Annotated in this window: 23 protein-coding genes and 1 tRNA gene; 14 read left to right on the forward strand and 10 right to left on the reverse strand. The window is 66.3% G+C overall.

What is annotated here, in order from left to right; genetic code table 11:
• Window positions 1-7 precede the first annotated feature (7 nt).
• Window positions 8-958, reverse strand: a complete 951-nt coding sequence (locus tag AC1MDG_RS17435) for an SMP-30/gluconolactonase/LRE family protein (RefSeq protein ID WP_479805526.1) — start codon at window positions 956-958, stop codon at window positions 8-10.
• Window positions 959-1125: 167 nt separating this feature from the next.
• On the opposite strand from AC1MDG_RS17435, the gene AC1MDG_RS17440 reads away from it, so the two are divergent.
• From AC1MDG_RS17440 to AC1MDG_RS17455, 4 genes are all read left to right on the forward strand, one after another.
• Window positions 1126-2430, forward strand: a complete 1305-nt coding sequence (locus AC1MDG_RS17440; protein ID WP_479805528.1) for an NAD(P)/FAD-dependent oxidoreductase — start codon at window positions 1126-1128, stop codon at window positions 2428-2430.
• Window positions 2431-2434: 4 nt separating this feature from the next.
• Window positions 2435-2803: an SRPBCC family protein gene (locus AC1MDG_RS17445; protein WP_479805530.1), complete on the forward strand. Its 369-nt coding sequence runs from the start codon at window positions 2435-2437 to the stop codon at window positions 2801-2803.
• Window positions 2804-2927: 124 nt separating this feature from the next.
• On the forward strand, window positions 2928-3404 hold the full coding sequence (gene aroQ, locus AC1MDG_RS17450; RefSeq protein ID WP_479805532.1) for a type II 3-dehydroquinate dehydratase: 477 nt from the start codon (window positions 2928-2930) through the stop codon (window positions 3402-3404).
• A 2-nt stretch (window positions 3405-3406) separates the two neighbouring features.
• Window positions 3407-4435: a DUF2332 domain-containing protein gene (locus AC1MDG_RS17455; protein ID WP_479805533.1), complete on the forward strand. Its 1029-nt coding sequence runs from the start codon at window positions 3407-3409 to the stop codon at window positions 4433-4435.
• Between the two features lie 37 nt (window positions 4436-4472).
• Here the strand turns inward: AC1MDG_RS17455 and AC1MDG_RS17460 are convergent, their stop codons facing one another.
• Complete coding sequence (locus AC1MDG_RS17460; RefSeq protein ID WP_479805535.1) at window positions 4473-5657, reverse strand: MarP family serine protease; 1185 nt, start codon at window positions 5655-5657, stop codon at window positions 4473-4475.
• A gap of 259 nt (window positions 5658-5916) precedes the next feature.
• Between AC1MDG_RS17460 and AC1MDG_RS17465 the strand changes: the two genes are divergently transcribed.
• Window positions 5917-6594 carry a Crp/Fnr family transcriptional regulator gene (locus tag AC1MDG_RS17465; protein WP_011693220.1) on the forward strand — a complete coding sequence of 226 codons (678 nt, stop codon included), beginning with the start codon at window positions 5917-5919 and terminating at the stop codon, window positions 6592-6594.
• Window positions 6595-6946: 352 nt separating this feature from the next.
• On the opposite strand, the gene AC1MDG_RS17470 is transcribed toward AC1MDG_RS17465, so the two are convergent.
• The 3 genes from AC1MDG_RS17470 to sp36 are packed head-to-tail and all read right to left on the reverse strand — an operon-like array spanning window position 6947 to window position 8601.
• Entirely contained in the window at window positions 6947-7858 is a 912-nt protein-coding gene (locus AC1MDG_RS17470; protein WP_479805537.1) for an NUDIX hydrolase, read from the reverse strand.
• 15 nt (window positions 7859-7873) lie between these two features.
• Window positions 7874-8443, reverse strand: a complete 570-nt coding sequence (locus AC1MDG_RS17475; RefSeq protein WP_479805539.1) for a RidA family protein — start codon at window positions 8441-8443, stop codon at window positions 7874-7876.
• 2 nt (window positions 8444-8445) lie between these two features.
• Window positions 8446-8601, reverse strand: a complete 156-nt coding sequence (gene sp36 / locus AC1MDG_RS17480; RefSeq protein WP_011693223.1) for a Sp36 family protein — start codon at window positions 8599-8601, stop codon at window positions 8446-8448.
• Between the two features lie 37 nt (window positions 8602-8638).
• On the opposite strand from sp36, the gene AC1MDG_RS17485 reads away from it, so the two are divergent.
• The 5 genes from AC1MDG_RS17485 to AC1MDG_RS17505 all read left to right on the forward strand — a co-directional run bounded on the left by AC1MDG_RS17485 (window position 8639) and on the right by AC1MDG_RS17505 (window position 15886).
• Entirely contained in the window at window positions 8639-10942 is a 2304-nt protein-coding gene (locus AC1MDG_RS17485) for a transglycosylase domain-containing protein (RefSeq protein ID WP_479805541.1), read from the forward strand.
• Window positions 10943-10949: 7 nt separating this feature from the next.
• Window positions 10950-11894, forward strand: a complete 945-nt coding sequence (locus AC1MDG_RS17490) for a metallophosphoesterase (protein WP_479805543.1) — start codon at window positions 10950-10952, stop codon at window positions 11892-11894.
• A 162-nt stretch (window positions 11895-12056) separates the two neighbouring features.
• Window positions 12057-13874, forward strand: a complete 1818-nt coding sequence (locus AC1MDG_RS17495) for an ABC transporter ATP-binding protein (protein WP_479805545.1) — start codon at window positions 12057-12059, stop codon at window positions 13872-13874.
• Entirely contained in the window at window positions 13871-15703 is a 1833-nt protein-coding gene (locus AC1MDG_RS17500; protein ID WP_479805546.1) for an ABC transporter ATP-binding protein, read from the forward strand. The genes AC1MDG_RS17495 and AC1MDG_RS17500 overlap by 4 nt, the downstream gene beginning before the upstream one ends.
• A 106-nt stretch (window positions 15704-15809) precedes the next feature.
• Window positions 15810-15886: transfer RNA gene (locus tag AC1MDG_RS17505), tRNA-Pro, on the forward strand.
• A 68-nt stretch (window positions 15887-15954) separates the two neighbouring features.
• Here the strand turns inward: AC1MDG_RS17505 and AC1MDG_RS17510 are convergent.
• Both AC1MDG_RS17510 and AC1MDG_RS17515 read right to left on the reverse strand, forming a co-directional pair.
• Window positions 15955-16299 (reverse strand): hypothetical protein, encoded by a 345-nt coding sequence (locus AC1MDG_RS17510; protein WP_479805548.1) that lies wholly within the window; start codon window positions 16297-16299, stop codon window positions 15955-15957.
• A 99-nt stretch (window positions 16300-16398) separates the two neighbouring features.
• Window positions 16399-16629 carry a hypothetical protein gene (locus AC1MDG_RS17515; protein WP_479805550.1) on the reverse strand — a complete coding sequence of 77 codons (231 nt, stop codon included), beginning with the start codon at window positions 16627-16629 and terminating at the stop codon, window positions 16399-16401.
• A 131-nt stretch (window positions 16630-16760) separates the two neighbouring features.
• On the opposite strand from AC1MDG_RS17515, the gene AC1MDG_RS17520 reads away from it, so the two are divergent.
• Window positions 16761-18035, forward strand: coding sequence for a helix-turn-helix domain-containing protein (locus AC1MDG_RS17520; RefSeq protein WP_043483846.1), 1275 nt, complete (start codon window positions 16761-16763; stop codon window positions 18033-18035).
• 26 nt (window positions 18036-18061) lie between these two features.
• Here the strand turns inward: AC1MDG_RS17520 and AC1MDG_RS17525 are convergent, their stop codons facing one another.
• Both AC1MDG_RS17525 and purD read right to left on the reverse strand, forming a co-directional pair.
• Entirely contained in the window at window positions 18062-19015 is a 954-nt protein-coding gene (locus AC1MDG_RS17525) for a phosphoribosylaminoimidazolesuccinocarboxamide synthase (protein ID WP_479805552.1), read from the reverse strand.
• A 1-nt stretch (window position 19016) separates the two neighbouring features.
• Window positions 19017-20333 carry a phosphoribosylamine--glycine ligase gene (gene purD / locus AC1MDG_RS17530; RefSeq protein ID WP_479809133.1) on the reverse strand — a complete coding sequence of 439 codons (1317 nt, stop codon included), beginning with the start codon at window positions 20331-20333 and terminating at the stop codon, window positions 19017-19019.
• Window positions 20334-20423: 90 nt separating this feature from the next.
• On the opposite strand from purD, the gene AC1MDG_RS17535 reads away from it, so the two are divergent.
• From AC1MDG_RS17535 to AC1MDG_RS17545, 3 genes are read left to right on the forward strand one after another with little or no spacing between them, the layout of a single operon-like run.
• Complete coding sequence (locus tag AC1MDG_RS17535) at window positions 20424-22001, forward strand: molybdopterin-dependent oxidoreductase (RefSeq protein WP_479805554.1); 1578 nt, start codon at window positions 20424-20426, stop codon at window positions 21999-22001.
• A gap of 36 nt (window positions 22002-22037) precedes the next feature.
• Entirely contained in the window at window positions 22038-23054 is a 1017-nt protein-coding gene (locus AC1MDG_RS17540) for an asparaginase (protein ID WP_479805556.1), read from the forward strand.
• 1 nt (window position 23055) lies between these two features.
• On the forward strand, window positions 23056-23487 hold the full coding sequence (locus AC1MDG_RS17545) for a sterol carrier family protein (protein WP_479805558.1): 432 nt from the start codon (window positions 23056-23058) through the stop codon (window positions 23485-23487).
• Between the two features lie 212 nt (window positions 23488-23699).
• Here the strand turns inward: AC1MDG_RS17545 and AC1MDG_RS17550 are convergent, their stop codons facing one another.
• Window positions 23700-25208: a cation:dicarboxylate symporter family transporter gene (locus AC1MDG_RS17550; protein ID WP_479805560.1), complete on the reverse strand. Its 1509-nt coding sequence runs from the start codon at window positions 25206-25208 to the stop codon at window positions 23700-23702.
• Between the last annotated feature and the right edge of the window lie 62 nt (window positions 25209-25270).

Consider the following 25270-nt stretch of genomic DNA (forward strand, 5'->3'; position numbering starts at 1 on the left):
GGACCGGTCAGCGGGCGTCGGTGAGGACCACCTCGTAGGTGCTGGCCCCGGGAACGCCGAACTTCGCGTTGACCACGGCGAGCGTATCGCCGAACAAGGCCGCCGTCGTCGGGACCTGGAAGTCAGGGCTGGTGATCACGTCCCTGACCTCGAAGGAATCCAGTTGCCCGTCCAGGCGGACGCGGCTGACCTGGTTGAGCATGTTCTGCACAGCCCACAGGGTGTTCCCCTTCGCCACAATGCCATCCACGTTCGGCAGTTTGGCGCCGGCGATCGCAGCGCTGGCGCCGGTGTGCGGGTCCACCGTGTATAGGGCCTCATCCGCGGAATGCGCCACGATCAGGGTCCGGCCACCGCGGACGGCCGCGATGCCGTTCAGGTTGAAGTCCCCGGGAGTGGCGGCCGCAGGTCCGTCCAGTCCGAGCGTACTGGCCTTGCCGGGCTTGCCGTGGCGGTCCACCGGGACAAAGTACAGCTCACCCTTGCGCGAGTTGGTGAACCAGGCGCCGTCCGGGGTCACTGCGACGTCGTTGATGAATGATTCATCCGTGGTCAGCTGGTAGGTGGCCACGGTCTTTCGGGTGTCCGTGTCGTAGACGTAGGCCTGGCCGGTGGTGCCGCCGGCAACAAAGAGCAGGCCGTTCTCCACATCCGCTTTCATGCCAACCGCCATCCGGCCGTCGGGCACGTCAATGAAGAGCTTGGCCGTTCCCCTGCGGATATCTCCGCGGTAGATGTCCCCTTTGAACAGGTCCCCGGCGAAAAAGGTGGTGCCCTCCCCCTCGGCAATGCCTTCGGCGGACGAAGCGCCGGGAAGCTCAATGACCTTGTCATCGCCCTTCGTCGACGGCGGCCCGGCAGACGCCACGGGTGCCGGAATTATGAGTGCTGCGAGGGCAACCAGCCCCACGGCGGCACGGCGAAGTGCTTTTCCTGAATCCACATTTTTGCAGCGCATGATGACGCTCTCTCCAGATCGGGCTTTTCCGCGCGAGCTGACCGGTACGGGGAGCTCCGCACGATGGTCCTTCAAGTCTAGGCACCGCCGGTAAGGGTGGCCAGAGCCGCGGGAGATGGCGGGCACGGGCCGCCGGCTACGCCCGCCCGGCCGTGCCAAGATGAACCATGACCGATTCGTGTGAAGTCCTGGTGGTCGGTGCCGGGCTTGCGGGGCTCCAGTGTGCCTGCGAACTGCAGGCCGCCGGGCGTGACGTGCAGGTGTGGGAAGCGGCCGATGACATCGGGGGCCGGATCCGCACGGAACAGGTGGACGGTTTCCTGGTGGACCGCGGGTTCCAGGTACTGAATCCCGCCTACCCGGCTGTCCGCCGCTGGGTGGACGTCGGCGCGCTGGAGCTACAGCCCTTCGGCGCCGGGCTCGGCATCCGGCGCGATGACGGTTTCGCCGTGCTCGCCCACCCCCTGCGCGAACCGCAACTGCTTGCCCGGACCCTCGGCAGCGGCATTGCCACGCCACGTGACGTGGTGGCCCTCCTCCGCTGGGCGGCCCCCGCGGTTGCCCGGTCCTGGGGGCACTATGACGACGGCGGGTCCGGCCGGGACGTCACGCTGCGCCAGGCGCTGGACGACGCCGGACTGTCGGGAGGACTCCGCCGGGTGGTCGAACAGTTTTTCGCCGGGGTGCTCCTCGAAGACGACGGCAGCACCTCCAACGACTTCGCCCGGCTCCTGCTGCGCACCTTCGCGCTCGGCGTGCCCGGGCTGCCGCGCCTGGGCATGCAGGCACTGCCGAGGCAGCTGGCGGCTTCCCTCGCCGCGCCGGTGCGCACCCGGACCACGGTGGAGTCCATCCGGCGCGAGGGCGGTTCCATGCTGGTCCGGGCCGCCGGAGCCGAGCTCCGGGCAGAGCAGGTGGTGCTGGCCACGGATCCGGTCAGCGCCAGAAGCCTGGCACCCGGGAACGACGACGGCGGACCGGCGGCAGACGGCAGCCCGGCGGGCGGAGGCGTGCCTGCCCTGAAAGGCGTGCTGACGCACTGGTTCGCGGCGGACGAGCCGCCCACCCGGCTCAACGTGCTCTGCGTCGATGCCCGGGATCCGCGTGGCGGCCCCTTGGTCAATACCGCCGTCGTTTCCAACGCCGCTCCCGGGTACGCGCCCGCGGGCAGGCACCTTGTGCAGACATCGGCACTGTTCGGCCCGGGACGGCCGGTGCCCGGTGACGACGAGGTCCGCCGGCACGCCGCCGAGATCTACGGCTCGGATGCTTCACGCTGGGAACTGGTGGCCAGGCACGAAGTTCCGCATGCCCTGCCCGTCCAGCCGCCGCCGCTGGCGTCCCCGCGCCCGGCCGAGGCCTCGCCTGGTCTCTTCCTCTGCGGCGACTACCGCGCCACCGCTTCCATCCAGGGTGCCCTCGACAGCGGACACCACGCGGCGCAGGCGGTCCTGCGCCCAGACTTCGGCTAGCCGCATGCGGTTTTCCGTGTCACGGCACATCAAGGCGTCCGCCGCGGACGTGTGGGAGCTGCTCACCGACGTCGGGTGCTGGCCGGAATGGGGGCCTTCCGTGACAGGTGCCGAACTGGACTCGCCCGGCCTCAAGGCCGGCAGCACCGGCCGGGTGCGGACGGTGACCGGCATCAGCCTGCCCTTCAGGGTGACGGAATTCGAGGCGGGCCGCTCCTGGTCCTGGTCCGTTGCCGGCGTCCGGGCCACAGGGCACGCTGTGGTTCCGGAAGGGGACGGCTGCCGGATCACGTTTACGGTCCCGCGGTGGGCGCCTGCCTACCTCCTGGTCTGTGCTGCGGCGCTGCGCCGGATCGCCAGGATCACCGAATAGGGACAGCAGCGGCACAGGGACAGCGGCTCTGCGAATGGACGCCGTGGCTTCAGCGGGTCAGGCGGCCCTCAGACGGTCGTAAAGAACCCGCGCACGCCGCCCGCAAAGCGATAGATTGGCTCACATGACTGAAGCCTCCCCCGCCACCGACGCCGGCCGCGGCACCATCCTGGTCCTCAACGGGCCTAACCTGAACCTGCTGGGAACCCGGGAACCGGAGAAGTACGGCACGGCCACGCTGGCCGACGTGGAACAGATCGCCAAAGATGCGGCCGCCGCGTACGGCCTGGAGGCTGAATGTTTCCAGTCCAACCACGAGGGCGCCCTGGTTGACGCCATCCACGCTGCCCGGGGCAAGGCCATCGGCATCGTCCTCAATGCCGGCGCGTACACACACACTTCGGTGGCCATCCGCGACGCGATCTCCGCAGTGCAGCTTCCGGCCGTGGAGGTCCACATCACCAACGTCCATGCCCGCGAGGAATTCCGGCACCACTCCTACCTTTCGGACATCAGCAAGGCAGTGATAGCCGGCGCCGGCGTCATGGGCTACCGGTTCGCCGTCGAATACCTCGCAGAACTGAACGCCGGCAAGGCCTGACCATGGCAACGGTGGGGACTGCGGACTGGTACCGGAACTTCGGGACTCTCGATGCGCCGTCGTCCTCCCCCTGCTACGCCGAATGGTCGCTGGGCATCGCCGACGATCCTGAACTGATCCGCCGCATCGAGCAGTGGCCGCACAACAAACGCCAGCCGCTGCTGATCCTCGCCGCCGCCCGCTTCCTCGGGGCGGAAATCACTCCGTACCCCGAGTTCCGGGAGTTCCTGGACGCGAAGTGGGACGAGGTTTCCCGGATTGTGCTCTCCCGCGCCACGCAGACCAACGAGGCCGGCCGCTGCGCCACGCTGCTTCCCTCCCTCGCCGGCATCGCCGCGTCCTCGGGCCGTCCGTTGGCCCTGATCGAGGTGGGCGCCTCCGCCGGGCTGGCGCTGTTTCCGGACCAATACGCCTACGAGTACGTCGACGGCACTTCCGTCACGCGGCTGGTCCCGGGACCGGACGCCGCCGGTTCCCCGGCAGACGGGCCGCCGGTTCTGCGGTGCACGGTTGAGGGGGCAATTCCGCTTCCGTCCCGCCTCCCCGAGGTGGTGTGGCGGGCCGGGATCGACCTGAACCCCCTGGACATCAACAACCCCGACGACGTCGCCTGGCTTGAGGCGCTCATCTGGCCGGAGCAGGACTTCCGCCGTGAGCGGCTGCGCCGGGCCATCGCCATCGCGCGGCAGGACCCGCCGCTGCTCGTGGCGGGCGACCTCAACGAGCAATTGGTGTCACTGGCCGGCCAGGCCCCGCCGGACGCAACCCTGGTGGTCTTCCACAGCGCGGTGATGGCCTACCTGGACGCCGCACAGCGGGAAGCCTTCCGTGCCACCATCGGCACTCTTGCCGCAGAGCAGGGCTGCCACTGGCTGTCCAACGAAGGCCACACGGTGATCGCCCAGGCTGACGGCTCTGTGGTGGTGCCGGAAATGGACGATGCCCGGCTGCGCGGCAGGTTCCTCCTCCTCCAGGACGGCATCCCCACGGCCATCGCCGGCCCGCACGGCCAAAGCCTGGAGTGGCTCTAGCTGGAGTGGCTCTGGCGCCGCATACGGGTGCCTGCCGTTATTTCTGGATGCACTGCCCGGACGAAACAGGGCTGCTCAGTCCTGGCGCCTGGGCAGCCACGGGACCGAGGTCATCCATGGTGATGGCAAAGCCCAGATCGGCATCCGAGGTTGCCTTGGCGAAGATCACACCGGCCACCTGGCCTTCGGTGGTCAGGAGCGGCCCGCCGGAGTTGCCCGGCTGGACATCCCCGGCCAGCCGGTACACGTCTTCGGGTGCCGCATTGCTGCCGTAGATGTCCGGAACAAGGACGGTGGCGATGTCCTGCACCGTTGCCGGTTTGGACTGGAACGGACCGCCGTGCGGGTAGCCCGCGAAAGCGGCCGGGCTGCCGGCCGGAAGGTCTGCGCTCAGCTGGAGCGGGGACGACGGCAGTCCGTCCACGGCGAGCACCGCAAGGTCATGTTGGCTGTCGAAGTAGACCACCCGGCCGGGCATGGCTCCCCCGCCGGGAATCTCCACCACCGGCTGCGACACGCCCGCCACCACATGGGCGTTGGTCACAACGCGCCCCGGAGACACCACAAAGCCGCTGCCGGTCTGGTTCTGGCCGCACTGGTAGGCGGTGCCTGCGATCTTCAGGACGGACTCCGCTGCCCGGTTCAGCGCCGGCGTGTCCGTGCTGGCGTTCGGAATGGCCACCTGCTGGCCCTGACCCAGTCCTTCGATAAGTGTGGGGATGCCGTCACCGATCACGGTTGAGCGCAGTTGCGCCACGGCCGTTTTCACCGGCACCGGCGTCAGGCCGTCAATGAAGCGGATGACCTTGGACTCAGCCAATTGCTGCGACACGAACGGCACGCCCAGTGCGCTGATGCTGAAGGACAGCATGGACATGACCAGGGCCGCCACCACCACATTGACGCCGCCGCCCACCAGCCGGTCCATGGCCCGCAGCGGCTGGATCCGCACGGCGCTGCGGATTTTGCGGCCGATCATGGTTCCCAGCGCATGCCCCAGGACAATGAGCACGACGGCGGCGGCCACAATCGCGGTGAGCCGCCAGCCGCTGTCCTCGACGAGGTTGCTGACGACCGGCACGGAAACGAAGGCGGCCACGGCGCCGACGATAAACCCCGCGATGCCGCCAAGGGTCACCAGGAAGCCATTGCGCAGGCCGTAGATCAGGTAGGACAGCAGCACCAGGATCAACGCCAGGTCCAGGATGGTCAAGCCGAACACACGGGCTCCTCACAAAACAGGTAAGTCCTAATTCTAGGGGCGGACCCTGACAGTTTGCCGATGAGGTCCGGCGCCGCAGCAACCGGCGATGTGCCCGGCAAACCCCGGCCCCGCCGTCGGAATCTGCCGTGTATGGGCCCCGGAAGGGCCTCAAAGGCGCCGTTTCAGGCGTTTCGCGTGCCAAGTACGTCACAGAACCTTCAAAATTCTGAAACAATGGCTGAAGCGCCCCAGCCGACACATTTACTCAGGAGATTTCATGGACATCGAGGTATTGCGCCGCGCACCCCTATTCGCCACGCTCGACGACGAGGCATTCCGCCTGCTCACGGACGAGCTCACGGAGGTGGACCTGTCACGCGGAGCATCGGTCTTCCGCGAAGGCGACCAGGGTGACCAGCTCTACTTCATCGTCTCCGGCAAGGTGAAGCTGGGCCGTACGTCCCCGGACGGCCGCGAGTCCCTGCTGGCAATCCTCGGCCCGGGCGAGCTCTTCGGCGAAATGGCCCTCTTCGATCCGAGCCCCCGCACTGCCACGGCAACTGCCGTCTCGGAAACCCGCCTGGCCGGCTTGAAGAACGAAAGCCTCAACGCCCTCCTGCGCACCCGCCCGGAGGTTTCCGCGCAGCTGCTGCAGGCGTTGGCCCGCCGCCTGCGCCGCACCAACGATTCGCTGTCCGACCTCGTGTTCTCCGATGTGCCGGGCCGCGTGGCCAAGGCCCTGCTGGACCTGGCCGACCGCTTCGGCCGCCCGGCAACCGACGGCGTTCTGGTGGCCCACGAGCTCACCCAGGAAGAACTGGCCCAGCTGGTGGGCGCCTCCCGCGAAACCGTGAACAAGGCCCTGGCCGAGTTCGTGCAGCGCGGCTGGCTCCGACTGGAAGCCCGCGCCGTGGTCATCCTGGACATGCAGCGTCTCCGCCAGCGCTCCCGCTAGGTTTATCTGCGTCCGGCCCGAGGCCGGCATTCTCCGCGTGGTGCTCCTTCATCGCTTTGACGCACGCTTCCGGATGCCGAACCTCGGGCCTTTCTGTGTTTCCGGCCCCGTTCACGTCCCGAAGTTGCGACAACAACTGAGAGAGCGTCGCAGCAAAGGCGACAACAAGTGAGAGAGCGTTGGGGCGTTACCCCGAGCCGGGCGGCGGTCCTTCGCGTAGGAGCGCATCGCGATCGATCGCGGTCCGGAGGTCGCCCAGCGACCGGAGAGACGCCGGTCGAGCGTGTCCAAGCGACGGCGAAGGGCCGGTGCCCGGCGAACCCAGCCGCGGCGCATAGCGGCACCGAGCGAATTACCGCTCGCGCTGCGGCTCTCCCGCCACCGTCTTGGCTGCTTCGACTTCGAGCATCAGCTTGCCGTCTTCTTCGACAAGCTTCGGCTGGTACACGTGGGGCTTGCGCTTGTAGCTCAGGTAGGCGATGCACCCGTTGGCGGCAGCCATCTTCTCGAGCATGATTTCGGAGCCGGGCACCAGCAGCTGGCCGAGTTTCAGGCCCACGGTGTTTTCCTGGCCCACTTCGTCGGCGAGCGCGGTGGTGTCGCGTTCGGCAATGACTTTGCTGGCGCAGACCCAGCGTCCCCACACGCCTTTGCTTCCCAGCAGGGTGGGCTGCTGGTTCACGGGCACGGTGGCGGCAAAGTAGCGGGTGTTGAAGCGGCGGTGCGCAAAGTCGGGGCTGAGCCAGTTGACCAGGGGTTTCAGCAGGTCGGTGCGGATGGACAACCCGCGCTTCGCCAGGACGTCCGTGAAGGATTTCTCCTGTTCGGCAACGGCAATCCGGGCGCGCATCCATTCTGGGGTGGAGGTTGCTTCCACTGTGGTGGAGAAGTCCGGGCCGGCGAGGAGGACGCCGGTTTCTTCGAAGAGTTCGCGGATGGCACCCACCACGTGGCGGCGCGCCAGCCCGACGTCGTTCGTTCCCATTTGTTCCGCCCAGTGCTGCGGCGTGGGGCCAAGCCAGCCGACGGCGTCGTCGTCCGAGGCTTCCAGGGAACCACCGGGAAAAGCGAGGACGCCCAGAGGGGAGGAACCCGGGCGGTAGCCCAGCCAGGTTTCGAGTCCCGTGGGTGAGTCACGCAGGAGGACAACGGACGAGGCCAGGCGGGCGGCGCGCGGCGTTCGCTCGCCGTGTTCGAGCCAGCTTTGTGCTGCCCCCTCAAGATCGGGAGGCAGCACAAACAAGCGACGGGCTAACTGGGGCAAGGGAAGTGACCGGCCTTAGCTAAATTCGGCGATCAGTTCGACTTCGACCGGCGAGTCCAGCGGGAGCACTGACACACCGACGGCGGACCGGGCGTGCTGGCCCGCGTCGCCGAGGACCTTGCCCAGGAGTTCCGACGCGCCGTTGATGACTCCCGGCTGTCCGGTGAAGGTGGGGTCGGAGGAGACGAAGCCCACCACCTTGACGATCCGGGTGATGCGGTCGAGGTCGCCGATCACGCTCTTGACCGCGGCCAGGGCATTGACGGCGCAGACAGCGGCGAAGCGCTTGGCGTCCTCGGGAGAGACGGTGGGTTCGTCCGCGTAGCCTTCGGTGCCCGTGGACACCTTGCCGGTAGCTTCGAGTTTGCCGTTAATAAAGGGCAGCTGGCCGGACGTATAAACATGGTTGCCGGAGATGACGGCCGGAACATAGGCAGCCACCGGGGCTGCAACGTCCGGAAGGGTCAGTCCCAGCTCAGCCAGGCGCTGTTCGACGGCAGAAACCGGTGCTCCGTGTTCCGCTCCGGAGGCCGGATTTTCAGCGTGGGCCGGGGCTTCCGGCGCCGTGCCTGCAGGGGTTGTCATAACTACTGCTTCTCCCTCTTAAGGTAGGCAACGAGGCCGTTGCCGTCAGGACCGGTGACTACCTGGACGAGCTCCCAGCCGTCCTCTCCCCACTGGTCCAGAATCTGCTTCGTGGCGTGAATAATGAGCGGAATCGTGGCGTACTCCCATTTGGTCATGAGCTAAAGACTAGTCCTTGCCGGTAAAGTGGAAAACATGGCGACTGGTAAGAACCCTTTATTCGACACGGCCACCACCCTCGGAAAGATCCTCGCTTTCCTTGGCGTGAGCGCTATTTGTGGTGTCCTGGTGGCGGGCCTGCTGGTCCCTGCGGCAGCTGTTTCAGGCAGCACGGCAAGCGGCTCCATCGAATTCTTCGACACGCTCCCGGCGGAGCTGCAGGTTGATCCGCCCAGCCAGTCCACCAAGATCCTCGCCTCCGACGGCAGCGTGATCGCCAACCTTTACGCCGAAAACCGCACCCGCGTTTCACTGGACCAGATGTCGCCATACATCAAGGACGCAGTGATCGCCATTGAGGACAGCCGCTTCTATGAGCACGGCGGCGTGGACACCACGGGCATCATGCGCGCGCTGGTCAGCACCGCCCGAGGCAACAAGCAGGGCGCGTCCACCATTACGCAGCAGTACGTGAACAACGTCATCAATGCGTCGCTGGAAGCTGAAGGCAACACCGAAGACATCAAGCTCAACGGCGTCAACAAGGGCGTGGGCGACAAGCTCCGCGAGATGAAGCTGGCCATTGCCCTGGAGAAGAAGTTCACCAAGGAACAGATCCTCGAGGGCTACCTCAACATCGTGTTCTTCAACCGGGACGCGTACGGCATTGAAGCCGCTTCCAAGTTCTTCTTCAGCACCACAGCGAAGGACCTCACCCTTCCGCAGGCTGCCCTGCTGGCCGGCGTGGTCAACAGCCCGTCGTTCTACGACCCCATTACCAACCCTGAAAACGCCAAGAACCGCCGCGACCTGGTGCTCAAGTCCATGTACACGCAGCACAAAATCAAGCAGCCCGAGTACGAAGCAGCGGTCGCCGCCCCGGTGGAAACCAAGGTCACCCCGGCCCGCCAGGGTTGTGCCTATGCGTCCACCGCCCCGTATTTCTGTGATTACGTCCTGCACCTGCTGCTGAATGATCCGGCCTACGGTGCCGATGCCACGGAGCGCGAGCGGAAGATCTTCCGCGGCGGCCTGACCATCACCACCACCCTTGACCCCAATGCCCAGAACGCGGCGCAGGCCCAGGTTGATGCGTCCGCCGGCGCCAACCCGGACAAGTGGGGGGCCGCGGTCGTTTCGGTGCAGCCGAACACCGGCAAGATCACCAACATGGCGCAGAACACCGTGTGGTTTGCCGGGGATGGCAAGTTCGACAGCCAGCTCAACTTCAGCGTTGACGCGTACGACGCCAACGGCAACGACCTCAACGGCCTCGGCGGTGCACAGCCCGGTTCAACCATGAAGCCGTTCACGTTTGCCGAATGGCTCAACGAGGGCAATTCGATGAACACCCTCCTGAACGGTGCGGTTCGTCGCTATCCACAAAACTTCCCTTGGAAGAACACGTGCGAGACCCCGACCGTTGGCTGGTACGACAGCACCAACGGCGATTCCAAGGACCTGCAGAACGCCGAGGAGGGCTACTACCGTTCCATGACGGTCCTCGACGGCTTGGCCAACTCAATCAACACCATGACATTCGCCACCGCCGCCAGGGTGGACCTGTGCGGAATCCAGAAGGTCGTGGATGCCGTGGGCCTGCACGAAGGCCTTCCGCAGCGGGACTCCGAGGGCAAGATCACCAACCCGAACCCGCCCATCACGATGACGACGATTGGTAACCTGCTAGGTTCCAGGCAGACGTCGCCGCTGGCCATGGCGAGCGCCTTTGCCACCTTCGCTAACGACGGCAAGTACTGTGCCCCGATCGCTATCACTTCGGTGACGGACCAGACCGGCGCCCAGCTGCCGGCCCAGTCCACGAATTGCCGCGATGCCCTCAAACCGGAAGTCGCCCGCGGCGTGAACTACGCCCTCCAGGAAGTCCTCAACCGTGGTTCCGGTTCGCTCATCCAGCCCCGGATTTCCACCAAGACCAATTTCCCCATCGCGGCCAAGACCGGTACGTCCAACAACAACGGCTCAACCTGGGTGGTGGGACACACCACCGGTCTGGCCACCGCTGCATGGTTCGGTGACGCCCTCGGCGACCAGGGCCGCGCCGGCCAGAACGTCACCGTCAACGGCAAGTTCTACACCGGAATTGACGGTTACATGATCGCCGGGCCGATGTTCTCGAACTTCATGTCGCAGGTAGCGCCGGCTTACGGCACCAACCCCTTCACCCCTCCGCCGTCCAACATGATCAGCGGGACGCCCACTCGGCAGACCACCCCGAGCACGCAGGGCACGCAGGGCAGTGCACCTGCACCGGCACCCACCACCGCAGCCCCGGCTCCGGCGCCCAGCAACAAGGACAACGGGAAGGGCAACGGGTAGCGCACCGATGGGGGACACAACAACGCTGGCAAGCCGCGCCCGAAGCATCGGACGCGGCTTTGCCGTAACCGCAGCAGCCGGTGCCGCAGCCGGACTGGCAACGGCAGGCTACGGGCTGTGGGAAAAGAACCAGTTCGTCCTGCGCGAGGAAACCCTGCCCATCCTTCCTGCAGGTTTCGGCCCGTTCCGGGTCCTGCACCTGAGCGACATCCACTTCGTCCCCGGGCAGAACCGGAAGGCGCAGTGGCTGTCGTCCCTTGCGGAGCTGGAGCCGGACCTGGTGGTGAACACCGGGGACAACCTGAGCCACGTCAAGGCGATCGATCCGCTGCTGGAGGCGCTGGCACCCCTCATGGATTTTCCCGGCGTCTTCGTTCCCGGCTCCAACGACTACTTCGCGCCCGTCCTCAAGAATCCGGCGTCCTACCTGCTGGGACCTTCAAAAGCCCAGAAGAAGCCCGTGGAACTCGACTGGCCGCGGCTGCGCTCCTACTTCGGGATGTCCGGCTGGGTGGACCTGACCAACCGAAACCAGTCCCTGGTGCTGAAGGGGCTGCGCTTTGACTTCTCCGGCGTGGACGATCCGCATCTTAAGCTGGAGCGCTATGCCGGCTGGCCCCGCGGAACAAGGGGGCAGGACAACACGCCGCACCTGCGCGTGGCGGTTATCCACGCGCCGTACCAGCGCGTGCTGGACCATTTCACCGAGGACGGCGCGGACCTGCTGCTCGCCGGCCACACGCACGGCGGCCAGATCTGCCTGCCGGGTTACGGCGCCCTGGTGGCCAACTGCGACATCCCCACCTGGCGGGCCAAGGGACTCAACGACTGGGAAAGCAACGGACGCACGACGCCGGTCAACGTCTCCGGCGGGATCGGCACCTCCCGCTTCGCACCGGTACGCATCGCGTGCCGGCCGGAGGCCGTGCTCCTGACGTTGACAGAGCGCTGAGCGGCACGTTCCGAAAAGCTCAACCACCGGGGTAACCATTACAAAACACAATGACTGGGCAAGATCCCCGCGCCCCGCGGAATCCTGTGAACGGCGTCACTCCATGGCATAGGGTAGTTGCTAAAGGAAACTACATTCGCAGTTGAGCTTTAAGAAGCAGGCATGGCCAAGCAGACTCCATTCTTCACGTCAATCAGCCGACTCTACCCCCACGTAAGGCCGATCATCCCCCGGCTTCTTATGGGGTTAATGTGCGCCCTCCTGGCCAGCATCGTGGCCCTGGCCATCCCCCAGGTACTCCGGGTGCTCATCAATGATTCGCTCCGGCCGGGCGGCGCCACGGACGCCGTGTGGGTCGCTTCCCTGATCATCCTGGGCCTGGGCATCGCCGAAGCCGGGCTGGTTGCCCTCCGCCGCCAGTTCGTCATCAACCCGGCAACCACCGTGGAAACCCGGATGCGGGTGTCCCTCTACGGGCATCTGCAGGACCTGACGGTCTCCTTCCACGACCGCTGGGGATCCGGGCAGTTGCTCTCCAGGGCCATGACGGACCTGAACTTCCTGCGGCGCTGGATGGCGTTCGGTGCGATCATGCTGGTGGTGACCACCCTGACGGTGGTGATCGGCGTCGTCGTCATGTTTGCCATGAGCTGGCAACTGGCACTGATCTTCCTGGCCGCGGCCGTGCCCATCATGATCTATGGTTTCCGGTTCCGGACGCGGTTCAGCAAGGTGGCCCGCCGGAGCCAGGACCAGGCCGGCGATCTCGCCACCACCGTCGAGGAGTCGGTGCACGGCATCCGCGTGCTCAAGGCGTTCGGCCGCAGCCGCGAAGCCCTGGAGAACTTCAACGAACAGGCCGAGGAACTCCGCCAAACCGAGATCGCCAAGGCCAAACACCAGGCCACCTTCAGCATGGTGGTTACCCTGCTCCCTGAGCTCGCCCTCGGCGCCGGGCTGGTGGCGGGCATCATGCTGGCCGCGGACGGCCAGCTCAGCATCGGTTCGCTGGTGGCGTTCTTCGCCACCGCAGCCGTGGTGGCGGCGCCGGTGGAATTCAGCGGCATGCTGCTGGCCATGGCGCTGACTGCCAAGACGGCAATCGACCGGCATTTCGAGGTCATGGACGCACCCAACACCATCACCAGCCCGGAGCAGCCCCGGCAGCCCGCTCAGCTCAAAGGCGCGCTCAGCTTCAACGCGGCGACGTTCGCCTTCGAGGACGCACCGGACAAGCCGATCCTCAAGGACGTCAGCCTGGACATCCGCCCCGGCGAGACCATGGCCCTCGTGGGCATCACCGGCAGCGGCAAGAGCGCGCTGCTGCAGCTGGTCCCCCGGCTCTACGACGTCACCGCCGGCTCCATCACCATCGACGGGGTGGACCTGCGCGGGTTCTCCGTCGAGCAGTTGCGCACCGTGGTGGGGGTGGCTTTCGAAGACACCACGCTGTTCTCCAACTCCGTCCGCGACAATGTACTGCTCGGAGCAAGCGAGAAGAGCCAGGAGGCGCTGGAGGAAGCCCTGGACGTTGCCCAGGCACACTTCGCCTACTCCCTTCCGGACGGCCTGGACACGCTGATCGGCGAGGAGGGCCTCAGCCTTTCCGGCGGCCAGCGGCAGCGCATCGCCCTGGCCCGCGCCATCGCGGCGAAACCCAAGGTCCTGGTGCTCGACGATCCCCTGTCCGCCCTGGACGTCAACACCGAAGAACTCGTCGAAGCCCGGCTGCGCGAGGTGCTTGCCGACACCACCACGCTGATCGTCGCCCACCGTCCGTCCACCGTGGCCCTGGCGGACCGGGTGGCGCTGCTCGAAGACGGCCGGATTGCCGCCGTCGGCACCCATGCCGAGCTGCTGGCCCACAACGAGCACTACCGCTACGTGATCGCCAGCCTGGAAACGGAACCCCGGGATCTGGATTCCGAACTGTCTGACCTCTCAGAACTAGAGGACGAGTCCGAGGAGATTTCCCGATGACCACCGCCACCTTCGGCACCGCCAACGAGGACAACGCGCACCTGAGCAAAAGCGAAAGCAAAACAGTACGACGGCGGTCGCTCGCCTTGCTGGGGTCCCTGATCCGTCCCGTCCGGCTGAGGTTCTGGCTCACCATCGCCATGGTGGTCCTCTCACAGGCCGCCCGGGTGGCCGGACCGGCGCTCATCGCCTTCGGAATTGACCACGCCCTGCCGGCACTCCGGGCCGGGGACAACATGCCGCTGGTCCTCACCGGCGCCGCGTACCTCGCCGCGGCGGTCGCCACTGCGAGCCTCACCGCACTGTACGTGACCTCAACGGCCAAGCTAAGCCAGGCGATGCTGTTGGACCTGCGGGTCCGCGTCTTCCGGCACACACAGCGGCTGAGCCTCGAGTTCCACGAGAAGTACACGTCCGGCCGGATCATCGCCCGGCAGACCTCTGACCTCGAGGCGCTGCGTGAACTCCTGGACTCCGGCGTCAGCTCGCTGGCCTCCGGGATGCTGTTTATGGTGTTCACCGCCCTCACGGTCTTTGCGCTGGACTGGCGCAGCGGCCTCATTGTGCTGGCCGCGGGCGTGCCCATGTACTTCCTGGCACGCTGGTACCAGAAGCACTCCCAGATCGCCTTCCGCGAGTCCCGGGTGGTGTCCGCGCGCCTGATCGTGCACTTTGTGGAGACCATGACTGGCATCCGGGCAGTGAAGGCCTTCCGCAAGGAACGCGAAAACGCCGAGCGCTACGGCGAACTGTCCGAGGACTACCGCAAGGTGACCGTCCGGTCGATCAACCTCAACGGCGTCTTCCAGCCGGGACTGGTGCTGATCGGCAATGTCTGCGTAGCCGTGGTGCTGCTGTTGGGCGGTTTCCGCGTGCTGGGCGGTGACCTCGCCGTGGGTGTGCTGCTGGCCCTGATCCTGTCCACCAAGCGCTTCTTCCAGCCGGTGGACCAGATGGCCATGTTCTACAACTCGTTCCAGAGCGCCCAGGCAGCCCTCGAGAAGGTCTCCGGCCTGCTGGAGGAGGTTCCCACCGTGCGGCCTCCGAAGAACCCCGTAGCGCTCCGCGACGCCCGCGGCACCATCGACTTCAACGGGGTGGAGTTCCGGTACGGCGACGGGCCGGTCGTCATCCCCACGCTGGACCTGCACATACCGGCCGGGCAGATCGTGGCCCTGGTGGGCCAGACCGGTGCCGGCAAGTCCACGCTGGCCAAACTGATTGCCCGCTTCTATGACGTGTCCGAGGGGTCGGTGACGCTGGACGGCGTGGACCTGAGGAGCCTCACCACCCCGGACCTGCGCCGGAACGTAGTGATGGTCACCCAGGAGGCCTTCCTGTTCAGCGGGTCCGTGGCGGACAACATCGCCCTTGGCCGTCCGGAAGCCTCCCGCGAGGAGATCGAGGAGGCCGCCCGCGCCGTCGGCGCCTACGACTTCATCATGGAACTTCCTGAAGGCTTCGACACTGACGTGAACAAGCGCGGCGGCCGCGTCTCGGCCGGCCAGCGCCAGCTCATCAGCTTTGCCCGGGCATTCCTGGCCCGCCCGGCAGTGCTCATCCTGGACGAGGCCACCTCCTCGTTGGACATCCCCTCGGAGCGCCTGGTCCAGAGCGGGCTCGCCAGCCTGCTGGAGGGCGTGGCAGGGCACGACGCCGGGCGTACGGCCCTGATCATCGCCCACCGGCTGTCCACCGTTGAGACGGCCGACCGCGTCCTGGTGGTCCACGACGGACGCGTGGTGGAGGACGGCACCCCGGAGGAACTGATCGGCGGCGGCGGAAGGTTTGCCGAGCTGCACGGCGCATGGAAGGACTCACTCGTCTAGCTTTCGCGTTGCTTCAGGGCGCCGTTCGGACAGCCAAAGGGGCGCCGATTTCACATCCGGGGCAGGAATCGGATACTCTTGTGAAGTTGCTTTTGAAGCAACGGATCGGGATGTGGCGCAGCTTGGTAGCGCGCGTCGTTCGGGACGACGAGGTCGCAGGTTCAAATCCTGTCATCCCGACCAAAAGCAAAGAGGGTCTTCCATTCGGAAGGCCCTCTTTGCTTTGCCACCTCCCGCCTGCGGGCCCGGTTTCAGAGGCTGTCGAAGGTGGTTCTCTGGCCGGCCTGTCCATCGCCCAGCAGGGGAATCCCGGGACGGTTGGTGCCGTCATCCTCGCGGTAGTCCCCGCGCGTTTCGTACGTCCGGACCTGGTTCACATACCGGTGCCGGAGCCACAGTCCGTAGCCAAAGAGCACCAGTGCCTCCAGCAGTGACGCGATGCCGACCATCCCCCACACCAGGGTTCCGGCGTCGGCCGTCCCGCCGAACACCGCGGCAATCCCCGACCCCGCCACGGCGGCCACGATCAGCGACGTGCCCGCGACGGTCCAGACCGCATAGGCACGCTTCAAGTCATTCGATTCCCTGCGCTTCATGACACTCCCCTTGCGTCGTTGGAGCAAAAAAATGCCCCGGGACATGGTTCGCGCATGCCCCGGAGCCTGTGATCCCTTGCGGGAGGTTGTACTTGCGGCCTACATGGGGTCCGGCCAGTTGCCGATGTAGGCCGGGAAAGACATGGGGTCCGGCCAGTTGCCGATGGCCTGGGCAAACTGCATGGGGTCCGGCCAGTTACCGATAGCGATGGTGCTTCCCAACTGATCCGCCCAGTTGCCGATCGGACCTGCAGACATCACTGCGGGGGCTGCGGCTGAAAATGCCAGTGCGCCAGCCAAGGCGGCGGCGGCTGCGATCTTCTTCAACATTAGGTTTCCTCAATACGAGTCGGATTCGTTACAAAGTCAGCACTGCCCTTGTTGACATACATTGTAAAATGTTTTCCACAGAGACTGTCAAGCATTTGGTATAAAGACTGTCCGGAATAAGGAGGAAACCCGTGGGGAACGGATTCGGGGAGAAGCTCCGCGCCGAACGACTCGAACGTGGGTTGACGCAAGCAGAACTGGGAAAGGACCTTTATTCTCCCAGCTACATCTCCCTCTTGGAAACAGGTCGGCGTGAACCCACCGCCGATGTTATCGAAGAGTTAGCCCGCCGGCTCGAGCTGGCCCCCAAAGCATTGGAAGCCTGGAGCCAGCCCATCTCCGTCAGCGACGCCGAGTACGTCCTGGCCGGGCTCTACGCCCGGCAGGCCTGGGACCTCCGGGATTACCCGCTTGCGGCCGCCCACGCCGCCACCGCCGCCCAGATAGCCCTCGAGGGCAAGAACACCAGCGCCTGGTGGAACATGACCTACATGCAGGCCGAGTGCCTCATGAAGCAGGGCCAGCTGCAGGAATGCCAGAACATCATGCAGCACCTACTGGAGCACCCCATGGCCACGGAGTCAGCCGGCCTGGGCGTGCGCGCCCGCCAGATGCTCGCCGCGGTGTGCCACGGACAGGGCCAGCTGGCCACCGCCGTCGAACATGCCCAGAAGGCCGTGGAACTGTGCGCCCAGCTGCCGAAAGGGTCAACGCTGATCATCGGCGCCCTGCGCGCACTGATCGGCGCGCTGGCCGAAAGCGGCCGGCTGGACGAAGCCTGGACCTACTGCCAGGCCATGAACGACCAAATGGACGACCAATCCATCTCGCAGCTCGCCGGCGAGGTTGCCTGGGTGATTGGCAACGTGGCCTTCATGCGGCATGACTATCCCGAGGGCATCAAGTACCACGAACGCGCCGCCAAGCTGCTCTCGCCCGCCAATGACATCGAGCTGTGGGCACGCTTCAACAAGGCCTCCGCAGCAGTGCGGCTTTCCTCGGGCATCGTGGAACCGGAGACCCTCTCCGCCATCGAGCGCGCCGAACTGGCCCTGTCCATCGTGGGCGGAAACAAGACGGACCAGCTGGAAGTGGCCTTCATCCGTGCGCGCTGGCTGTACCTCACGGGGGACATCCCGGCAGCGGTGGCGAAGCTGCGCGAGATCCACGCCGAGCGGAAAGCCCTGGCCCGTCACACGGCGGGCGAAGTCTCGCTCCTGCTGGGGAAGTCGCTCAAGGCTGCCGGGGAATCCGACGAAGCCCTGGTGCTCCTCGAGGAGGCGCAGCAGGAATTCAGCGCCGCCGGCGCCTCCGACCGTGTCCAGCAGGCCATGGATGCCGTGCTGGAGATCAAGCTCGCCCAGCGGCGCGCGGCCGCGGCCCAGGCCGCCGCCGAGGCCAGCTAGGCGAACCCGGTCTCAACAACCTTCAGTCAGGCGAATGTCCGCCCGGTGAGCTTTTCGTACGCTTCAACGTAGCGGCCGCGCGTGCGGCTCACCACGTCCTCCGGCAGCGCCGGCGGCGGCACGTCCGAGGCCCGGTCCCAGCCGGACTCGGCGGACGTCAGCCAGTCGCGGACGTACTGCTTGTCATAGGACGGCTGGGACTTGCCCGGCTCATAGGTGGACGCGTCCCAGAAGCGTGAGGAGTCCGGGGTGAGTACCTCGTCGCCCAGGACGATGGCGCCGGTAGACACGTCGAAGCCGAACTCCACCTTGGTGTCGGCCAGGATGATGCCGCGGCCGCGGGCGATTTCCTCGGCCCTGGTGTAGATCTCCAGCGTCAGCTCACGCAGGCGGCCGGCAACATCCTCGCCCACCAGGCCCACCACGGCGTCGTAGGTGATGTTTTCGTCGTGCTCCCCCACCTCTGCCTTGGCGGACGGCGTGAAGATGGCCTCGTCGAGGCGGGAACCGTCCACCAGGCCTTCCGGCAACGGGATGCTGCACACCGTGCGGGACTTCTGGTACTCCAGGAGTCCGGAGCCGGTGAGGTACCCGCGGGCGATGCATTCCACCGGGAACATGTCCAGCTTCTTGCAGATCATGGCGCGGCCCTCGACCGCTGCCGGGACGCCGTCCGCCACGGTGGATGCCAGCACGTGGTGCGCGACGTCAAGCTGGTCGAACCACCACAGGCTCAGCTGGGTGAGGATGCGGCCCTTGTCCGGGATCTCGCTGGAAAGCACGTGGTCGTAGGCGCTGATGCGGTCGCTGGCCACCACCAGCACGCAGTCCTGGCCGAACTGCTGCGCGAGGGAGTCATCCGCGGGGACGTAGAGGTCCCGCACCTTCCCGGAGTAGACGTGGCGCCAGCCCGGGAGGTCCAGCGTTGCGGTGTCCAGACCGGCCTTGGGAGCCGACTCAAGGGGGGAATTTCCAGTCATGCTATGCCTTCGTCTTCGTCACGGGCAGCGTCCCGGTGGACGGGGCCGTGACCTTGATTTCACCGCGGGCCGCCTTGCGCCCGATGTCCGTGCGGAACTGTCCGCCTTCAAGCTGAACCAGTTCCACGCCGTCGTACGCCCGTTCGCGGGCCTCCACGAGGTCGGTTCCCAGCGCAACCACGGCGAGCACGCGGCCCCCGGCGGAGACCACTTTGCCTTCCTCGTCCAGCTTGGTGCCGGCGTGGATGACATGGACGCCTTCCAGCTCGTCAACCTTCTTGAGCCCGCGGATGCGGTCACCGGTCCGCGGGGTGTCCGGGTAGTTTTCGGACGCGACGACGACGGCGACTGCGGTGTCCTTGGACCAGCGCAGCTCTTCCGCCTTGTCCAGTTCGCCCTTGGCTGCTGCCAGCAGCAGCGCACCAAGCGGCGTCCTGAGCCGGGCCAGGACGGCCTGGGTTTCGGGATCGCCGAAGCGGACGTTGAATTCGATGACCCGGGTGCCGCGCGACGTCAGGGCCAGGCCCACGAACAGCACGCCGACGAACGGGGTGCCGCGGTGCGCCATCTCGTTGACCGTGGGCTGTGCCACGCGGTCGATGACTTCCTGGACCAGGCCTTCCGGAGCCCACTCCAGCGGGGTGTAGGCACCCATGCCGCCGGTGTTGGGGCCTTCGTCGTTGTCGAAGATGCGCTTGAAGTCCTGCGCCGGGGAGAGCGCCACCGTGTTCCGTCCGTCGCAGAGGACGAACACGGAAACCTCGGGACCGTCCAGGAACTCCTCGATCACCACGGAGCCGCCCGCATCGAAGCAGCTCTGGGCGTGGGCCAGGGCTTCGTCGCGGTTTTTGGTGACAACGACGCCCTTGCCGGCGGCCAGCCCGTCGTCCTTGACCACGTAGGGGGCGCCAAAGGTGTCCAGCGCGTCGGCGGCTTCCTCGGCGGTGCTCGCAACGCGCGCCATGGCGGTGGGGACGCCGGCCTCGGCCATGACCTGCTTGGCGAACGCCTTGGATGCCTCCAGTTGGGCGGCCGCCTTGCTGGGTCCGAAGACCGGGATGCCGGCTGCGCGGACGGCATCGGAAACCCCTGCGGCCAAGGGCGCCTCGGGACCAACCACCACGAGGTCCACGCCCAGCTTGGTGGCCAGGGCAGCCACGGCGTCCGGATCGTTGCCGTCAATGGCGTAGGTGGGGACCAGCTTGCCGATGCCCGCGTTGCCCGGCGCCGCGTGGACTTCGGAAACGTTGGGGTCTGCAAGCAGGGAGCGGACAATGGCGTGTTCGCGGCCACCAGGGCCAATGACGAGTACCTTCACAGTCTCCAAGGGTACTTTGTGCACCCGGTCCGGTCCTAAGCCGTGACCTGCCCCGTCAATCCTTAACGCCGGCAGCTACGAACCCCCGGCATGAAGAAGCTCACGAACTGGCTCAAGGGTCCCACCGCGCTGGCAGCGCTGGCAGGCGTGGCCGCGGCCGCCGTCGTACTTTCCGTTGCGGAACTGATCGGCGCCTTCTTCACGGCGCGGGCAACGCCGCTCATTGCCCTCGGCTCAACGTTTATCGACTTCACGCCGCCGTGGCTGAAGGATTTTGCCATCGCCACCTTCGGCACGAATGACAAGGCGGCACTGTTCGCGGGGATGGGACTGACCATCTTCCTGCTCGCCTGCGTGCTGGGCGTCGCGGCCTACCGGAAGTGGGCGCTGGGCGTAGCCGGCGTCCTCCTGATGGGCGGTGTGATCGTTGCCAGCGTCGTTACCCGGGCCGGTGTTGACCCGGTGGACGCCATCCCGTCGCTGATCGGCACTGCGGCCGGACTGGCTGTGCTGCGCCTGCTGGTCACGCGGCTGTGGCGGATGCGTTCATGGCCCGGCGTCGCCGCGGATCTTGCCGCCAAGGACACCGAACGCCCGGCCACCACCCGCCGCGCCTTCTTCGCCGCCAGCGGGATCACCGCAGTGTCTGCTGCCATCGCGGCCACCGGCGGCCGGCTGATCAGCGCGGCACGGAGCAACATTGCCCAGGCCCGCGAATCACTCCAGCTGCCGTCGCCGGCCAAGGCAGCCCCCGCTGTCCCGGCGGGCGTGCAGTCCGCCACCCCGGGGGTTACGCCGTGGATTACCCCCAACAACGAGTTCTACCGGATCGACACTGCCCTGAGCGTGCCGGAAATCAACGCCGAGGAATGGGAGCTTCGCGTCCACGGCCTCGTGGAACAGGAAGTCACCCTGACGTTCCAGGACCTGCTCGACGCCGAGCTGATCGAATCCCACGTGACCCTCACCTGCGTGTCGAATCCTGTGGGCGGCAACCTGGCGGGCAACGCCAGGTGGTTGGGCCTGCCCATCCGGGAGGTCCTCAGGATGGCGCGCCCCACTGAGGGCGCCGACATGGTGCTTTCCACCTCCGAGGACGGCTTCAGCGCCTCGACTCCGCTTGAAGTGCTCCAGGATGACCGGGACGCGATGCTGGCGATCGGCATGAACGGCGAGCCCCTTCCGCTGGAGCACGGGTACCCCGTGCGCATGGTCGTTCCCGGCCTGTACGGATTTGTCTCGGCCACCAAGTGGGTTGTTGACCTGGAGGTGACCCGCTTCGCGGACAGCAAGGCGTACTGGACCGACCGCGGCTGGTCCGAGCGCGGCCCCATCAAGACCATGGCCCGGGTGGAAGTGCCCAAGTCCTTCGCTCAGGTCCCGGCCGGCAAGGTGGCCATCGGCGGCACCGCCTGGGCGCAGACCCGCGGCATCACCAAGGTGGAAGTGCAGATCGACGACGGGCCCTGGACCGAGGCCGTGCTGTCCGCCGAAGCATCGGTGGTGACGTGGCGGCAGTGGTCGTTCGAATGGGACGCCACCCCGGGGCCGCACTACATCAAAGCCCGTGCCACGGACGGCACCGGCGAGGTCCAGACAGACAAACGCGCCGATCCCGTGCCCGACGGCGCCTCCGGCTGGCAGTCGGTGATGGTGACCGTGCAATAGCCCGGTTTTCCGGTAACGGCACCATAGACTTTAGCCATGCCAGAAAATCCGCATGCCACATTCACCGTGGAGTCCGCCGTCGAACTGGCAGTCGTGGAACGAAGCGGTTTCGTTGAGTCCCGGCACATCGGCTCCGCCGTGGTCCTTGCCGCTGACGGAACGGTGGTCACACAGCTCGGCGACATCACCACCCCCATCTACGCCCGCTCGGCGCTGAAGCCGCTGCAGGCCCTGGCGGCAATGCAGTCCGGGGTTCCCCTGCGCGGCGCACAGGTTGCCCTGGCCTGCGCCAGCCACACGGGATCCCTGGACCATATGGACGTGGTGGAGGGGATGCTGAAGGCCGCGGGAGTCGAGGAAGAGCAGCTGCAGTGCCCCGCTGCGTGGCCGCAGGACGAGAACGCCCGCCACTGGCTGATCCGGTCCGAACAGGGCAGGTCCAAGCTCGCATTCAACTGCTCGGGAAAACACGCCGCGTTCCTCTGGGCCTGCACGGAAAACGGCTGGGACACCCACAGCTACCTTGAACCCAACCATCCGCTGCAGCAGCGGGTCCGCTCCGTGATCGAGGAGTATTCCGGCGAGCGGATCGCGCACCTGGGCATCGACGGCTGCGGCGCTCCGGTGGCGGCCATCTCCCTGACCGGACTGGCACGGGCCTACTCGCGGCTGGCCAAGGCCCCCGGGGACAAGAACTCCAACGCCCGCGCCGCCACCATCGCCACGTCCATGCTGGACTACCCGTGGGCCGTCCAGGGCAAGGGCGAGCCCAACACGATCGTGATGGACGAACTGGAGATCATCGCCAAGATCGGTGCCGAAGGCGTCCTGGCCATGGCCACCACCACGGGTGTTTCCGTGGCCATCAAGGTGCTGGACGGAAACCTGCGCGCCACCACGCTGGTGGGCCTGACCCTGCTGGCGGCCTCCGGCGCGGTGGACATCCCGGGCGTCTCCAGCGTGCTGGAAAAAGTGGTGGAACCCGTGCTCGGCGGCGGACGGCCCGTGGGCAAGATCCGGCTGGGCCACGCTGTCTCGGCACTGCTGGACTGACATGGCTGTTTCACGTCGACGCATTGATATAGATGAAGGCCGCGCCGCCCTGGCCGCGTGGCTGGAAGCCGCCGGCACGGCGTCAGGCGCTCCGGCGCCTGGTGTTCCGGCGCCTGGTGTTCCGGCGTCGGGCGTTACGGCGCCTGGTGTTCCGCGGGCGGTGACCGCGACGGCGGTGCGCTACTCACTGGAGGAGGTCACGGCACGGGCGCCGGGCAACTCGGTGGAGGTGCGCGTTCCGCCGTTCGGCGTAACGCAGTGCGTGGAGGGCCCGCGGCACACGCGCGGCACTCCCCCGAACGTCATTGAGTGCGACGCCGCCACGTGGCTGGCAATGGTGACGGGGCAGGTGGCCTGGGCCGATGCCGTGGCGTCCGGGAAGGTAGCCGCATCGGGGCTCCGGGCGGACCTGTCGGAACTGCTGCCGCTGTAGCCCACTTCCTATTGGAGTTTTTGTCCACATCGAGGGACTTCGAGGCCGTTTTGGACCCATTATCTGGACAAAAACCCGGCCGGCGGGCGGGGTGCTTCAGCAGGGGTTGGCCTGACGCTCCGCGGCGGCAACGCGCAGCCCCGCCCCGGTGTTTTCCGGGACGGGGCTGCATTGTTGCGGTTCTGCCGGTTATCCGGTTGTACGGCCGGCGCCTATTCGTGGTTGATGGCGGCCGAGCTGCGCTCCGACGGACCTGCGTGGCCTCCGGGCCTGCTCATCTGGAATCCGGGGATGTCTTCGGGGTTGGGACCGCCGCGGAACTTGGGCGACGGCGCCTCTCCGCCGCTGATCCGTTCAAGCTCCTGGTCCTCGAAGTCATCCTCGACGCCAAGCATGATGGCCGAGTCGTGGTTGGTGATTTCGCCGCGGAATGCTCGGACCATGACGCCGCGGTCGAACTGCCCCTCCCACTTGGAGACAACGAAGGTGGCTACGCAGTTCCCCAGCAGGTTGACCACAACCCGCATGGAATCCATCAGGCGGTCTGCGCCCAGGAGCAGGGCCACGCCGGCAACCGGGAAGATTCCCAAGGCGGCCGCGGTGGCGGACAGCGCAAGGAACGAGGAACCGGGGACTCCGGCCATGCCCTTGGAGGTCAGGAGCAGAACACCGAGGGCGGCCAGCTGCTGGCCAAGGTCCAGGTTGTGGCCGAATGCCTGCGCCAGGAAGAGCAGGGAGATCGAAAGGTAGATCGCGGCGCCGTCGAGGTTGAACGAATAGCCGGTGGGAACCACCAGGCCGGTGGTGGCCCGTGAGCAGCCGGCGTTGGTCAGCTTGGTCATGATGCGCGGCATGACAGCCTCGGTGGAGGCAGTGCCGAGTGCCAGCAGGAACTCTTCACGGGTGTACTTCAGGAAGTGCCAGAGGGGAACCCGGGCAAACCCCCAGGCCACGAGGAACAGCAGCGCGATGAAGACGATGGCTGCGCCGTAGCAGGCGGCGATCAACTTGGCGTAGGTGCCGAGGGTACCGAGGCCGTACTGGCCGATGATGAATGCCATCGCACCGAAGGCACCGATCGGCGCCACCTTCATGATCCAGGACATGATCTTGAAGATGAGCTCCAGGACGGTTTCCATGAGGCTGATGACCGGCATGCAGCGCTCGCGTCCGATGACTACGATGGCCGCACCGAAGAAGACCGAGAAGAACAGGACCTGCAGGAGGCTGTTGCTCGCGAAGGCGCCGATGACGCTGGTGGGAATGATGTCCAGGATGAAGTGGGCCGCGTCTTTCGGCGGCGTGGTGCCGGTTTTCGCGTTCAGCGCTTCCTGGGAGAGAGTGCTGGGATCGATGTTCAGCCCGGCACCGGGCTGAACGATGTTGCCTACGATCAGGCCGAAGACCAGCGCGAACAGCGTGGCCGCAGTGAAGTAGAGAAGGGCTTTGACTCCTACCCTTCCGACCGCCTTGACGTCGCCTACGGCCGAGATGCCGGTGACAATCACCAGGAAAATCAGCGGCGCGATGATCATCTTGATGAGCTGAATGAATCCATCACCGAGAGGCCTCAGCTGCGAGCCGAGGTCCGGCCAGAAATGTCCGATGAGAACACCTGCCACGACGGCGATCAGAATTTGGAAAAAGAGCGACCTATACAGGGGCTTCTTCTTCGACGGCGCCGAACTCGCCTTCAGCGCCGCAGAGTCTGGGATCTTCATTGATCTGTACCTATCAATCGGGAACAGCCCCGGAGATCGGGGTCTGTTTCCAAAGTAACCCC

Source organism: Arthrobacter sp. AIWTK1, from assembly GCF_056680535.1.